The organism is Ruegeria sp. N11 (genome assembly GCF_056531525.1).
Genome location: NZ_JBQFLX010000010.1, coordinates 15,433 through 28,664 on the forward strand (window position 1 = coordinate 15,433; position 13,232 = coordinate 28,664).

The window sequence follows — 13,232 nt, forward strand, 5'->3', positions numbered from 1 at the left end:
CGCATCAGCTGTCGTCAGAGTCTGCCTTGCCACGCTTCTTGTGGTGCCGACCCATTCTGTCTTTTGCATCCGCAAATTCCTGCTCCGAGATCGTTCCGTCATCATTCGCATCGATCCGGTCAAACATCTTGTCAGCCCGGCGCGGTTTCGGCAACTCATCCGTGGTCAGGAAACCATCGTTATTGGCGTCGTGTTCTTCAAACATACTTGCAATGCGGTCGCTGGTCTTTTTCTGCGCTGCGGCCTGCATCTCTTCGACGCTCAACTGGCCGTCCCCGTTGGCATCCGCATCGGTAAATCGCTGATTGCGATGGGCCAGCATTTCGTCTTTCGTAACCTGCCCGTCGCCATTCGCATCCAGTTCCTGAAACGACACCGGTTCCCGGTTTTTCGACCCTGCGGCCAAAGCCGTTGTGCCTGTAATCGCAACTGCCGCAACTACAATTGCCGAAATGAACTTTGCGCTGTGCATGTCGTGTTTCCTTTTTTCGCGCGACCCCATTGCCGCTGCTTATGGTGTTAATACGGGACAGCCGCAGATTTCCGTCGCTGGAAACCAAATTTATTTCAGACCATTTTTCGCCGGATGCGGTCATTGCGACGCACCCCCCTTTCAAGCAGACCCAAAGATGCGCAATATATGCGACATTCGAATGCGCGAGTTTTCATCATGACGGATCATACGATCGACACCACAACTCCTCAGGATCGTGAGACCTGGCCCGCACTGGTCAAAGGCTTTCGTTGCCGTTGCCCGAAATGCGGAGAAGGCAAGCTGCTGCACAGCTACCTCAAGGTCAACGACAACTGCAGCAATTGCGGGCAGGAACTGCACCACCACCGGGCGGATGACGGCCCTGCATACCTGACCATTCTGATTGTAGGCCACTTGCTCGCGCCCGCGCTGCACGTCTCATATGTGCACTGGCGCCCTGATCCGCTGACGATGGCCCTGGTTTTCGCCATTGGCTGTACGGTTCTGACCCTTGCCTTGCTGCCCAGGATGAAGGGGGCCGTCGTGGCCTATCAGTGGGCGCGGCGGATGCATGGGTTCGAACGGGCCCGGTGACGGACAGGCATGACCACAGACAAAACTGCAATTCGCAACGCGGCAACCGTAATTGTCCTGCGGGACAGAATGACCGAGCCGTCAATTCTGATGGGCCAGCGTGGGGCCAAAGCGGCTTTCATGCCGAACAAGTTCGTTTTTCCTGGCGGTGCAGTCGATGCCGCGGATGGTGATGTTCCGCTTGCCACGCCGTTGACTTCAAAGTGCCACGGCCGTCTGGCCGAGCGGGCAGAGACAAATTTGCAGAATGCGCTGGCTTCGGCCGCGATCCGCGAGCTGTGGGAAGAAACCGGCCTGATCCTGGGGCAACCGGGCACCTGGCCGGGAGACATCCCCGAAGACTGGCAGGGCTTTGCCGAGATGGGTTTTCGGCCCTCTGCGCAAGGCCTGCAGTTCGTGTTTCGCGCACTGACGCCGCCGGGCCGCCCCCGTCGCTTTGATGCGCGGTTCTTTCTGGTTGATGCCGATGAGGTACAAGGCGATCTGGACGATTTCAGCCATGCCTCGGACGAGCTGTCGCACCTGCAATGGGTCAGGCTGGATCAGGCGCGTGATTTTGACCTGCCCTTCATCACCGAAGTTGTTCTGGCCGAGATCGCTGCACGGGTCGCGGACACATCACCCCCGGCCTCTGTGCCGTTTTTCCTGAACAATGAAGAGGCCAGCCTGTTTCTGCGTCTCAAGGGCTATCCCATGCCCGAAGCAGACTGACCCGTCCGCTTATTTCATCCGGCTGATGACAACGGTAACTTCGGGCTTTTTCCCGATCTCCGTTTTTGTGCTCTGACGTACGATCCGTCGCATCGCTTCTTCCAGCTTGTCATCATCGCGCAGGGTTTTGGCCTCGGCCCGCATCAGGAACTGGTTCAGATCCTCCTCCAGCACCTCGACCAGCGCCGCGCGTGACGACCCAAGCTCCGGCAGGCCCATGGTGTCACACCAGGGCTCGCCCAGCGGTTCATCTTCTTCATCCAGAATAACCGTCACAGTCACGTGGCCGTTCAGCGCCATGCGTATCCGGTCCCGCACAACCCCATCCAGCGCGCCAATCTTGACGGTTCCGTCCAGATAGGTGCGACCAGTTTCCACGTAGTCCGCAACCTCGGGCGTATCCCCGGTCAAGTCCAGTAAGGTCCCGTTCACGGCCAGCATACCGGTTCGGCCGCCCGCCTCGGCCAGCTTCGCATGTTCGCGCAGATGCCGGTGTTCACCGTGCATAGGGATGACCATCTTTGGGTTCATCAACTCGTGCACCCGCTCAAGGTCAGGGCGGTTGGCGTGGCCTGAAACGTGATACAGACCCGAACTGTCGTCCACCACGTCCACGCCCTTTTCGCTCAGCTGGTTCATGATGAAAATCACCCCCCGCTCGTTGCCGGGAATGGTTTTGGAGGAAAACAGAAACAGGTCGCCGTCCTTCAACTCAAGTCCGCGATACTTTCCACGCGCCAGCTGTGCGCTTGCGGCGCGGCGTTCACCCTGGCTGCCGGTCACGATCAGCATGAGGTTCTGACGCGGCATATCCACCGCCTCTTCGGCGCTGACGACGCGAGGGAAGTCCGAAAGGATGCCGGTTTCCGTCGCGGCCTCAATCATGCGGCGCATGGCGCGCCCCAGCAGAACAACGGACCGGCCGGCCCGTTGACCGGCCTCGGCCAGGGTTTTGACCCGCGCGACGTTTGAGGCGAATGTGGTCGCGACGACCATTCCGTCGGCCTCTTCGACTAGTCGTGTGATTTCGGGCCCGACTTCACTTTCCGAGCGTCCGGGATGGGCGGAGAACACGTTTGTACTGTCACAGACCAGCGCCTTGACGCCGGGCTTGGCAACCTCGGCCCACAGATCTGGATCGAAGGCTTCGCCGACAACAGGACTGGCATCCAGTTTGAAATCGCCCGTATGCACGATCCGGCCAGCCGGGGTGTCGATCACCAGCGCCGCACTTTCGGGGATGGAGTGTGAGACCGGCAAAAACCCGACCGTAAACGGACCCACCTGAATCTGTTCGGGCCAGGCAGACGCTGTGCGCACCGCGTCCTCCGGATGGCCGTATTCCTCCATCTTGCGGCGTGCGATATTGGCGGTGAAGGCCCGCGCGTAGATCGGCGCGTTCAGCGCGTCATAACAATGCGCAACCGCGCCGACATGGTCTTCGTGCGCGTGGGTCACGAATACCGCGTCCAGCCGGTCTGCACGTTCCCGCAGCCACGAGATATCGGCATGGATCAGGTCAACGCCCGGGGTGGTATCCATATCCGGAAACGTCACACCCAGATCCACAAGGATCAGCCGTTCCTGTCCCGGTTTGCCATACCCGTAGACATAGGCGTTCATGCCAATCTCGCCCGCGCCGCCCAGCGGCAAATAGATCAATCTTTCGCTGCTCATGCCGAGCCGTTTTCCTTGTTGTAGCGATGTATCACGGTCAGACCGTGCATCGTCAGATCATCCTCGATTGCGTCGAACCCCACGTCGGCCTGATCGAACAGAGGCGCAAGCCCACCGGTTCCAACGACTTTCATCGGCATTCCGTATTCAGCCTTGATCCGGGAAATCAGTCCTTCGATCAATCCGGAATAGCCCCAATACACGCCGGACTGGATACAGCCAACCGTATTTGTCCCGATCACTTTTTCCGGGCGGGTTATGTCGATATGTGGCAATGCCGCCGCGCCCTGATGCAATGCCTCAAGACTCAGGTTCACGCCGGGGGCGATGATGCCGCCGACATAGGCACCATCTGCGGCCACCACGTCGAAATTGGTCGCAGTGCCGAAGTCCACCACCACGACATTGCCGCCATGCCGGTCAAAGGCACCGACGGCATTGGCCAGCCTGTCCGGCCCAGGAACCGTCCCCTCATCCACGCGCGGGGGCACGGGCAGCAGACAGTCCGGCCGGCCCACGACCAGCGGGCGACAATCAAAGAAACGGTCCGCAAAAACCCGCAGGTTGAAAACCACGCGCGGCACAGTCGAAGCGATGATGACATCAGTGATTTCCGCTTCGATCCCATAGTGTTTCACCAAGGTCGAGTACCAGGTGAAATACGCATCAGCCGTACGGGCGTGATGGGTCGATGTGCGCAGGGTGCACAGGAACTTCTCGCCATCCCAGATCGAGAAAACGGTATTCGTGTTGCCGCAGTCGATAGCCAGAAGCATGTACGCCTCCCTCAGAAAAACACATCGGCCGCAGGAATGCTCACCCGGCCTTTCGCGGTGTTTAAGACAAGGTTTCCTGTCGCGTCTACTGTTTCGAATGTTCCAACCGTTTCTGACGCTGCGGTCCGGGCGGTAATAACCTCGCCCAACCGGGCCGCACGGGACAGCCATGCCTTTCGGATCGGATCAAACCCAAATGTGACAAACTGCGTCTCGTACCGTGCATAGGCCGCGGCCATTTCCGTCAGGAAATCTTCGGGCGACACCTGCGCCCCTGTTTCCGACAACAACGAAACGGGCCGAACAGCGCCCGGTTCGACCATATCCGCTCCCGGAGCTTCGGTCAGGTTGACGCCGATGCCGATCGCCAGATGCGATACCTCACGCCCGTGGCCGGTGCTTTCCAGCAATATGCCGGCCAGTTTACCGCCGTTCAGCAGAACGTCATTGGGCCATTTCAACGACAAACCGGTCGCCCGGCCTGAAACAGCGACGCATGCATCGAACAGGGCCAGAGCAGCCACAAAGCTTCGCAGGGCGGATTGTTCCGGGTTGCCCTGTGGGCGCATCAGCAAGGTCGCCGCCAGATTACCTTTCGGATTGGCCCAAACCCGTCCACGTCTGCCCCGCGCCGCCGTCTGGCGATGGGCCATGATCCAGACAGGTCCCTGCGCAGTCGGAGCGATCCGGGCCGCTTCGTTCAGGGTGCTGTCCACCTCCTGCACAACATGCAGGCCGTATCCGGCGGGCCAACCGCTCATGTCAAAAAGGCCCGGTCACAAGACCGAGCCTCCTGAATGTTGCGAAAGGGAAGATCAGTTGACAAGTGTCGCCGCCGCAGCCGCAGCCGCCCCCTCGATCCCGAACTGGTAGAACACGCCGATCAGCATGAGTGCCGCCGACCCCATCAGAGCGACCCACAGAACCGGTGTGGAATGTGTCTCGATCGGTTCTTCATTCTCTTCACCGAAGTACATGTAGAACACGATCCGCAGATAATAGAAGGCACCAATGACCGAAGCGATGGCCGACACAATGACCAACCCGGTCAACCCCGCGCCGACACCGGCCTGCCAGACGCCGAACTTGGCGAAGAAGCCCAGCATCGGCGGCACCCCGGCCAGGCTGAACATCAGGATCAGAACGGCCAGTGCCTTGCCCGGATCACGCTTGGAGTATTGCCTCAGAGCGTCAATGTCAGTGACCGGTTTGCCGTCACGCTCCATCATCAGGATGAAGGCAAACGTGCCGATGTTCATGGTCACATAGATTGCCAGATACATCAGCATCGCCTTGACGCCCATTTCCGTGCCTGCAGCTAGGCCGATCATCGCGTAACCCATATGAGCGATTGATGAAAACGCCATCAGTCGCTTGATGTTGCGTTGACCAATCGCGGCAACCGCACCCAACAGCATCGACAGGACCGAAAGCAGCACGATCACCTGCTGCCAGTCTTTCACCACACCACCAAAGGCGTCGTGCATCAGTCGGGCAAACAGCGCCATAGCGGCCACTTTCGGCGCGGTGGCAAAGAAGGCCGTGATCGGCGTGGGCGACCCTTCGTAAACGTCCGGTGTCCACATGTGGAACGGCACGGCCGACACTTTGAACGCAAGCCCCGAGATCAGGAAGATCAGACCAAACAGAAGGCCAATCGAGACGTCGCCGTGGTGAACCGTCTGGATAATGCCCGAGAACAGCGTGGTGCCGGTGAAACCATAGACCAGCGACGCACCGTAGAGCAGCAAGCCCGAACTCAGCGCGCCCAGAACGAAGTATTTCAGACCGGCTTCGGTCGACTTTGCACTGTCACGACGCAGGGCGGCCACCACATAAAGCGACAGCGATTGCAGTTCCAATCCCATGTAAAGGGACATCAGGTCGCCGGCACTGACCATCATCATCATGCCAACAGCGGCCAAGGCCACCAGCAAGGGGTATTCAAACCGCAGCAGACCGCGGCGGGTCATGTAATCCTGGCTCATCACCAGAACGGCGGCGGCCGACAACAGGATTGCAACCTTGGCAAAGCGCGAGAACCCGTCATCCACGAACATGCCGTTGAACGCGACATTGGTGCCGTCGCCATTTGTGGCAATCCAGAAGGACAGCAGCGCCATCAGACCTGCCGTCGCCCAGACCAGAACCGGCGCCAGCCCGTCTTTCGTCGTATAGACAGCCCCGATCAGAGCAGCCATCGCATACACGGCCAGAACGATTTCCGGCAGGATTGTTGTCAGATCAGCCTGGATCATGTCTCCAAAGCTCCCTTAATGCGAGGCGGCCGTCTGGGTCGCGGCCTCAGCCGCGGCCAGAGCCGTGTCATAGTTCGAAATCAATGCAGCGGTCGATTGGCCGATCACATCTGTCACCAGCGACGGGTAGACACCCAGCAGGATGGTCATCACGATCAGCGGCGCAAAGATCAGCCGCTCGCGCGAGCTCATGTCTGTCATTGCCTTCAGGCTTTCCTTGATCAGGTCGCCAAAGACAACACGGCGATACAGCCACAGCGCATATCCGGCCGAGAAGATTACACCGCTTGCGGCGACCGCAGTCACCCAGGTGTTGACTTGGAATGCACCCATCAGGGTCAGGAATTCGCCAATGAACCCAGAGGTGCCCGGCAAGCCGACATTGGCCATGGTGAACAGCATGAAGACCAGCGCATAGGCGGGCATCCGGATCACCAGACCTCCGTACGCTTCGATGTCGCGGGTGTGCATCCGGTCATAGATCACACCAACGCACAGGAAGAGCGCCGCCGAGATGAACCCGTGGCTGAGCATCTGGAAGATCGCGCCGTCAATACCCTGCTGGTTCGCCGCGAAAATCCCCATAGTCACAAAGCCCATGTGCGCAACGGATGAATAGGCGATCAGCTTCTTCATATCCTCCTGCACCAGCGCAACCAGCGAGGTGTAGACAACCGCGATGGCCGACATCCACAGCACCAGATCGGTCATCACCGCCGAGCCCACGGGGAACATCGGCAGGCTGAACCGCAGGAAACCGTAGCCGCCCATCTTCAGCAGGATCGCCGCCAGCACGACCGAGCCCGCAGTCGGGGCCTGCACGTGCGCGTCCGGCAGCCAGGTGTGGACCGGCCACATCGGCATCTTCACGGCAAATGATGCAAAGAACGCCAGAAACATCAGCGTCTGCATACCGCCGACAATGTAGATGCCCAGAACGCTGAACCCTTCGGACGAGAACTGATGCGTCATCAGCGCCTCGATATCCGTGGTTCCCGCGTCCGAATACATCGCGACCATCGCCACCAGCATCAGTACAGAGCCGAGGAAGGTGTAGAGGAAGAATTTGAAGCTGGCGTAGATGCGATCCTTGCCGCCCCAGATGCCGATGATCAGGAACATCGGGATCAGACCCGCCTCGAAGAACAGGTAGAACAACACCAGATCCAGCGCCATGAACACGCCCAGCATCAGGGTTTCCAGCATCAGGAAGGCAACCATGTATTCTTTGACGCGGGTCGTCACATTCCAGCTGGCCAGAATGGTCAGCGGCATGATGAAGGTGGTCAGCAGCACGAACAACACGCTGATGCCATCCACGCCCATCTTGTATTTCAGGCCCATCAGCCATTCACCCTCTTCCACCATCTGGAAGCCGGTGTTGGACGGATCAAAGCCGGTATAGATGCCGATCGACACCAGGAAGGTGACAGTGGTCGCCAGCAGTGCGATCCATTTCGCATTGCGCTGTGCCGCGGCATCATCGCCTTGCAGGAACAGTGCCAGAATACCGGCCGCCGCTGCGGGGATGAAGGTGACAATGGAGAGGATATTGTCCATTAGTGTGCGCCCCCGCCAATCGACATCCAGGTGATCAGGGCTGCGATACCCAGTACCATCCAGAAGGCGTAAGTAAAGATGTACCCCGTCTGCGCCTTGCCTGCGAGGCGGGTAAAGAAGGGAACTACGCCCATGGCAACCCCATTCAGGAAGCCGTCAATCGTGTTGCCGTCACCGCGTTTCCACAGGAACCGCCCCAAAGCCACGGTGGGCTTGACGAAGATCGCGTCGTAGATCTCGTCAAAGTACCATTTGTTCAGCAGGAACAGGTACAGCGGACGCTGGTTCGCAGCCAGCCGCGCGGGCAGCGAGGTGTTCACGATGTAGAACCAGTACGCGACGACAAAGCCCAGCAACATCGCAACGAAGGGCGAAACCTTGACCCATTTCGGCGCCGCATGTGCATCGTCCAGCACATGGTTGTCCGGTGCGATATACAATGCGCCCTCACCTGGTTCTCCGGCAAAGACATAGTGGTGATCGCCGCCTTTTGCGTCCTTGTCACCATGAACGGCATCCTCGCCACGCCCTTCATCCGCGTGCGCTGTGTCCGCATGAGCTTCTTCAGCTTCGTCGCCGTGATGCTCCTCGGCGGTACCATCGGCCACATGCTCGGAATGCGTTTCGGCGTCGTGACCTTCCGCATGTTCCGAGGCTTCGGCCACGGGGATGCCGTAGAACTTGCCGACCTTGTCGGTATGCCCAAAGAAGGGGCTGTACCAGAGCATCCCGGCAAAAACCGCACCAAGTGACAAAACACCAAGCGGCACCAGCATTGTCATCGGGCTTTCATGCGCGTGATCATGAGTATGCTTGTCGCCGCGCGGGTCGCCATAGAAGGTCAGGAAGATCAGACGCCAGCTGTAGAACGAGGTGAACATCGCCGCAATAACCAACATCCAGAAGGCATAACCCGTACCGCCCGCGTAGGCGCTTTCGATGATGGCATCCTTGGACAGGAAGCCGGCAAAGCCGAATGTCGTCAGCGGGATGCCCACGCCGGTAATGGCCAGCGTACCAATCATCATCGCCCAGAAGGTATAGGGAATCTTTTTCCGCAGCCCGCCGTATTCGGTCATCTCCTGCTCGTGATGCATGGCGTGGATCACCGAACCGGCCCCAAGGAACAGCAGCGCCTTGAAGAACGCGTGCGTCAGCAGGTGGAACATCGCAGCGGAATACATGCCGACACCAGCGGCCACGAACATATAGCCCAGCTGCGAACAGGTCGAATAGGCGATAACGCGTTTGATGTCAGTCTGCACCAGACCCACGGTCGCCGCGAAGAATGCGGTCGAGGCCCCAAGGAAGGTGATAAACCCGGTCGCACCCGGCGCGAACTCCATCAGCGGCGACATACGGCAGACAAGGAACACACCGGCCGTCACCATGGTCGCGGCATGGATCAGCGCCGACACAGGCGTCGGGCCTTCCATCGCGTCCGGCAACCAGGTGTGCAGGATCAACTGCGCCGATTTACCCATCGCACCAATAAACAGCAGGACACAGATCACTTCGATCGCAGTCCACTCACCCCACAGGAAATGCAGTTTTTCTTCGGCCAAAGCCGGAGCTGATGCAAAGATGTCCGAGAAGTTGATGCTGTCCGTCAGGAAAAACAGCGCGAAAATCCCCAGCGCAAAGCCAAAGTCACCCACACGGTTGACGATAAACGCTTTCATCGCCGCCGCATTCGCCGAGGATTTGCGATAGTAGAACCCGATCAGCAGATAGGACGCGACACCCACGCCTTCCCAGCCAAAGAACATCTGAACCAGATTGTCCGCCGTCACCAGCATCAGCATGGCGAAGGTAAAGAACGACAGATAGGCAAAGAAGCGCGGCTTATAGCTTTCACCCTCGCGCCATTGCGGATCGTGATCCATGTAGCCGAAGGAATAGAGGTGAACCAGCGCCGAGACCGTCGTCACCACGATCAGCATGATCGCGGTCAACCGGTCCAGACGGATGGCCCAGCTTGTCGACAGAGAGCCGCTCTCGATCCAGCGCATGATCTCGATCTGCTGGGTCACACCGTCAAAGGTGAAGAAAACAATCCACGACAGCAGACAGGCCAGAAACAGCAGGCCTGTTGCAGTCCACATGGCGGCCTTCTCGCCAATGAACTTCCAGCCGAACCCGCAGAGCAGAGCGCCCACCAGCGGGGCAAAGAGGATGGTGGTTTCCATATTCCCTTACCCCTTCATCATATTGACGTCTTCAACCGCGATCGTGCCGCGGTTGCGGAAGAAGCAGACCAGAATGGCCAGCCCGATCGCCGCCTCGGCCGCCGCAACGGTCAGTACGAACAGCGTAAACACCTGCCCGACCAGATCGCCAAGGAAGCTGGAAAACGCCACGAGGTTTATATTCACCGCCAGCAGCATCAGTTCGATGCTCATCAGCAGGATGATGACGTTCTTACGGTTCAGGAAGAGACCGAAGATGCCGATGACGAAAAGCGTCGCCGCGACCGTAAGATAGTGTTCAAGTCCGATCATCGTCTTAAAGCCCCTGCCCCGGTTTCACGTCCTTCAACTCCATAGCCTTGGCCGGGTCGCGCATCATCTGGCCGACGATGTCCTGACGCTTGATGTCCTGACGGTGGCGCAGCGTCAGAACGATTGCACCGATCATCGCGACCAGCAGGATCAGGCCCGCCAGTTGGAACAGAAGGAAGTATTGATCGTAAAGAATGACGCCCAGCGCCTCGGTGTTATGGCGGTCCGTCGGGACCGGTTGCGCCAGATTGGCCTCAACGCCTTGCGCGCTGTCCCAGGCCCCGAACGCCATGACGAACTGCATCAGAATGACGAGACCGATCAGCAGGGCCAGCGGCATATAGCGCGCCATCTCGGCCTTCAGCTCGGCAAAGTCCACGTCCAGCATCATCACCACGAACAGGAACAAAACCGCGACCGCGCCGACATAGACGATGATCAACAGCATCGCGACGAACTCGGCCCCCAGCAGTACGAACAGCCCCGCCGAGGACAGGAAGGACAGGATCAGCCACAGCACCGAGTGCACCGGCTGGCGGCTGATCACCGTGAACAGCCCGCCGGTGATGGCGCTGATGGCAAACAGATAGAAGGCAAAGACGGTCATTGATCCTCATCCTCGTTATCGCCCATGACCTCTTGCGCCAGATCCAGCGCGCGGGTCATGGCCGGGATGCCGGCAAAGACCGACATCTGACCGATCGTTTCCACGATCTCTTGTTTCTTGGCGCCCGCTTCCAATGCGTGGCGTACGGTTTGGCGCACGGCCGAATCCGCCTGTGCGCCCTGACAGGTCAGACCGGCCAGCGTCAGCAGCAAGCGGGTTTTGGCATCCAGACCGTCCTTGTTGACGGTATTGCCGAACATCATCTCCATGACCTCTTTCGGCATGGTCGGCCAAAGCGCCTCGAACCCCTTGGGCGAGAAATTCTCCATCGCCGGGTTCATCGCCTTGGCCATGTCCTGAGCCTGCTTCATCATCAGCTCGAACGGATTTGTCGGGCTGTCGCTCATCTGTACGGCGCGTCCATTTCCAGATTGCGGGCAATCTCGGCTTCCCAGCGTTCACCGTTCGACAGGAGTTTTTCCTTGTCGTAGAACAGCTCTTCCCGAGTCTCTGTCGCGAATTCAAAGTTCGGGCCTTCGACGATGGCGTCGACCGGACAGGCCTCTTGGCAGAAACCGCAATAGATGCACTTGGTCATATCGATGTCATAGCGCGTGGTGCGGCGGCTGCCGTCTTCGCGCGGTTCGGCGTCGATGGTGATGGCTTGCGCCGGACAAATCGCCTCGCACAGTTTGCAGGCGATGCAGCGTTCTTCGCCATTCGGATAGCGGCGCAGAGCGTGTTCCCCCCGGAAACGTGGCGACAGAGGGCCCTTTTCATGCGGGTAGTTCAAGGTGGCCTTGGGCGCGAAGAAGTACTTCAGCCCCAGTTTCATACCGACCCAGAAATCCTGCAGCAGGAAATACTTGGCAGCGCGGGTGTAGTCGATGTTTGCCATATCAGCCTCCTACGCTCCAACGGGCGAATGCACCCCAGAACCAGTCGAATTTCGCCGCAAAAGCCACGAAGATCACCCAGGCCAGCGAGAACGGCAGGAACACTTTCCAGCCCAACCGCATCAGCTGGTCATAGCGGTAGCGGGGCGTGATCGCCTTGACCATTGCGAAGATGAAGAAGAAGAACGCCATCTTGGCGACCATCCACAACACGCCGTCCGGCAGGCCCGGGATCGGGGACAGCCAGCCGCCGAAGAACAGCAGCGAAGTCAGCGCGCACATCAGGAAGATGGCGATATATTCGCCCGCCATGAACAGCAGGAAGGGCGTGGCCGAGTATTCGACCTGGTAACCGGCAACCAGTTCCGACTCCGCTTCGGGCAGGTCGAACGGCGGTCGGTTGGTCTCGGCCAGCGCCGAGATGAAGAACAGGAACACCATCGGGAAATGCGGCAGCCAGTACCAGCTGAAGAAGCCGAACGAGCCGTCCTGCGCGCGGACGATGTCGCCGAAGTTCATCGACCCGGTCGAAATGATCACGCCAATGATGATCAGGCCGATCGACACCTCATAGGAAATCATCTGTGCCGCCGAGCGCAGCGAGCCGAGGAACGGGTACTTTGAGTTCGACGCCCAACCGCCCATGATCACGCCATAAACTTCCAATGAGGACACGGCGAAGACATAGAGGATTGCGACGTTGATATCCGACAACACCCAGCCATCGTTGAACGGGATCACCGCCCAGGCGATCATCGCCAAAACGAAAGAGGTCAGAGGTGCCAGCATAAAGACCGTGCGGTCGGCGCCGGCCGGGATCACAACCTCTTTGACCACATATTTCAGCGCATCCGCCACCGATTGCAAAATGCCATAGACGCCAACCACGTTGGGTCCGCGGCGCATCTGAACGGCCGCCCAGATCTTGCGGTCGCCGTAGACAAGGAACAACAGCGAAATCATCACAAAGGCAACGACTGCAAGCACTTGCGCCAGAATGATGATGGCTATTCCGCCTGGGGTGTTAAAGAAATCAGCCATTGGTCCTCACACCGTGGGTATTCCGTTTTCCGCGAACGATGCAAAGGCCACGTGCCTGCGCAAACTGCGGCTGGGTCGGCGCGTTGGTGTAAACAGCATCCGCCGCCCATGCGCCACCCTTAATCTTGGGTTTCAC

14 protein-coding genes are annotated in these 13,232 nt (G+C 59.0%); 2 read left to right on the plus strand and 12 right to left on the minus strand.

Going from position 1 to position 13,232, the window contains the following annotated elements:
- Positions 1 to 4 precede the first annotated feature (4 nt).
- Positions 5 to 472 (minus strand): EF-hand domain-containing protein, encoded by a 468-nt coding sequence (locus ACR0J8_RS12055; protein ID WP_170806533.1) that lies wholly within the window; start codon positions 470 to 472, stop codon positions 5 to 7.
- Between the two features lie 198 nt (positions 473 to 670).
- Here ACR0J8_RS12055 and ACR0J8_RS12060 point away from each other — a divergent pair, with 198 nt between their 5' ends.
- The gene (locus ACR0J8_RS12060; RefSeq protein ID WP_170806534.1) at positions 671 to 1,069 is read left to right on the plus strand and encodes a DUF983 domain-containing protein; all 399 of its coding nucleotides are present in this window, start codon (positions 671 to 673) and stop codon (positions 1,067 to 1,069) included.
- 9 nt (positions 1,070 to 1,078) lie between these two features.
- A complete protein-coding gene (locus ACR0J8_RS12065) occupies positions 1,079 to 1,780 on the plus strand; it encodes an NUDIX hydrolase (protein WP_170615390.1) in 702 nt (233 codons plus the stop codon).
- Positions 1,781 to 1,789: 9 nt separating this feature from the next.
- Here ACR0J8_RS12065 and ACR0J8_RS12070 read toward each other — a convergent pair whose 3' ends face one another.
- From ACR0J8_RS12070 to nuoH, 11 genes are read right to left on the minus strand one after another with little or no spacing between them, the layout of a single operon-like run.
- Positions 1,790 to 3,457, minus strand: a complete 1,668-nt coding sequence (locus ACR0J8_RS12070; RefSeq protein WP_480525251.1) for a ribonuclease J — start codon at positions 3,455 to 3,457, stop codon at positions 1,790 to 1,792.
- Complete coding sequence (locus ACR0J8_RS12075; RefSeq protein ID WP_170615386.1) at positions 3,454 to 4,233, minus strand: type III pantothenate kinase; 780 nt, start codon at positions 4,231 to 4,233, stop codon at positions 3,454 to 3,456. The genes ACR0J8_RS12070 and ACR0J8_RS12075 overlap by 4 nt, the downstream gene beginning before the upstream one ends.
- A gap of 11 nt (positions 4,234 to 4,244) precedes the next feature.
- Entirely contained in the window at positions 4,245 to 4,994 is a 750-nt protein-coding gene (locus tag ACR0J8_RS12080) for a biotin--[acetyl-CoA-carboxylase] ligase (protein WP_480525250.1), read from the minus strand.
- 54 nt (positions 4,995 to 5,048) lie between these two features.
- Positions 5,049 to 6,491: an NADH-quinone oxidoreductase subunit NuoN gene (gene nuoN / locus ACR0J8_RS12085; protein ID WP_480525248.1), complete on the minus strand. Its 1,443-nt coding sequence runs from the start codon at positions 6,489 to 6,491 to the stop codon at positions 5,049 to 5,051.
- A gap of 15 nt (positions 6,492 to 6,506) precedes the next feature.
- Entirely contained in the window at positions 6,507 to 8,051 is a 1,545-nt protein-coding gene (locus ACR0J8_RS12090; RefSeq protein ID WP_170615380.1) for an NADH-quinone oxidoreductase subunit M, read from the minus strand.
- The gene (gene nuoL, locus ACR0J8_RS12095) at positions 8,051 to 10,240 is read right to left on the minus strand and encodes an NADH-quinone oxidoreductase subunit L (protein ID WP_480525246.1); all 2,190 of its coding nucleotides are present in this window, start codon (positions 10,238 to 10,240) and stop codon (positions 8,051 to 8,053) included. Before nuoL ends, ACR0J8_RS12090 begins: the two co-directional genes overlap by 1 nt.
- A 6-nt stretch (positions 10,241 to 10,246) precedes the next feature.
- The gene (gene nuoK, locus ACR0J8_RS12100; RefSeq protein ID WP_005984024.1) at positions 10,247 to 10,552 is read right to left on the minus strand and encodes an NADH-quinone oxidoreductase subunit NuoK; all 306 of its coding nucleotides are present in this window, start codon (positions 10,550 to 10,552) and stop codon (positions 10,247 to 10,249) included.
- Between the two features lie 4 nt (positions 10,553 to 10,556).
- Positions 10,557 to 11,159 (minus strand): NADH-quinone oxidoreductase subunit J, encoded by a 603-nt coding sequence (locus ACR0J8_RS12105; protein ID WP_170558473.1) that lies wholly within the window; start codon positions 11,157 to 11,159, stop codon positions 10,557 to 10,559.
- A complete protein-coding gene (locus ACR0J8_RS12110) occupies positions 11,156 to 11,566 on the minus strand; it encodes a carboxymuconolactone decarboxylase family protein (protein WP_010442761.1) in 411 nt (136 codons plus the stop codon). The genes ACR0J8_RS12105 and ACR0J8_RS12110 overlap by 4 nt, the downstream gene beginning before the upstream one ends.
- A complete protein-coding gene (nuoI, locus tag ACR0J8_RS12115; RefSeq protein WP_170615374.1) occupies positions 11,563 to 12,057 on the minus strand; it encodes an NADH-quinone oxidoreductase subunit NuoI in 495 nt (164 codons plus the stop codon). Before nuoI ends, ACR0J8_RS12110 begins: the two co-directional genes overlap by 4 nt.
- A gap of 1 nt (position 12,058) precedes the next feature.
- Entirely contained in the window at positions 12,059 to 13,096 is a 1,038-nt protein-coding gene (gene nuoH, locus ACR0J8_RS12120; protein ID WP_480890403.1) for an NADH-quinone oxidoreductase subunit NuoH, read from the minus strand.
- Positions 13,097 to 13,232 lie beyond the last annotated feature (136 nt).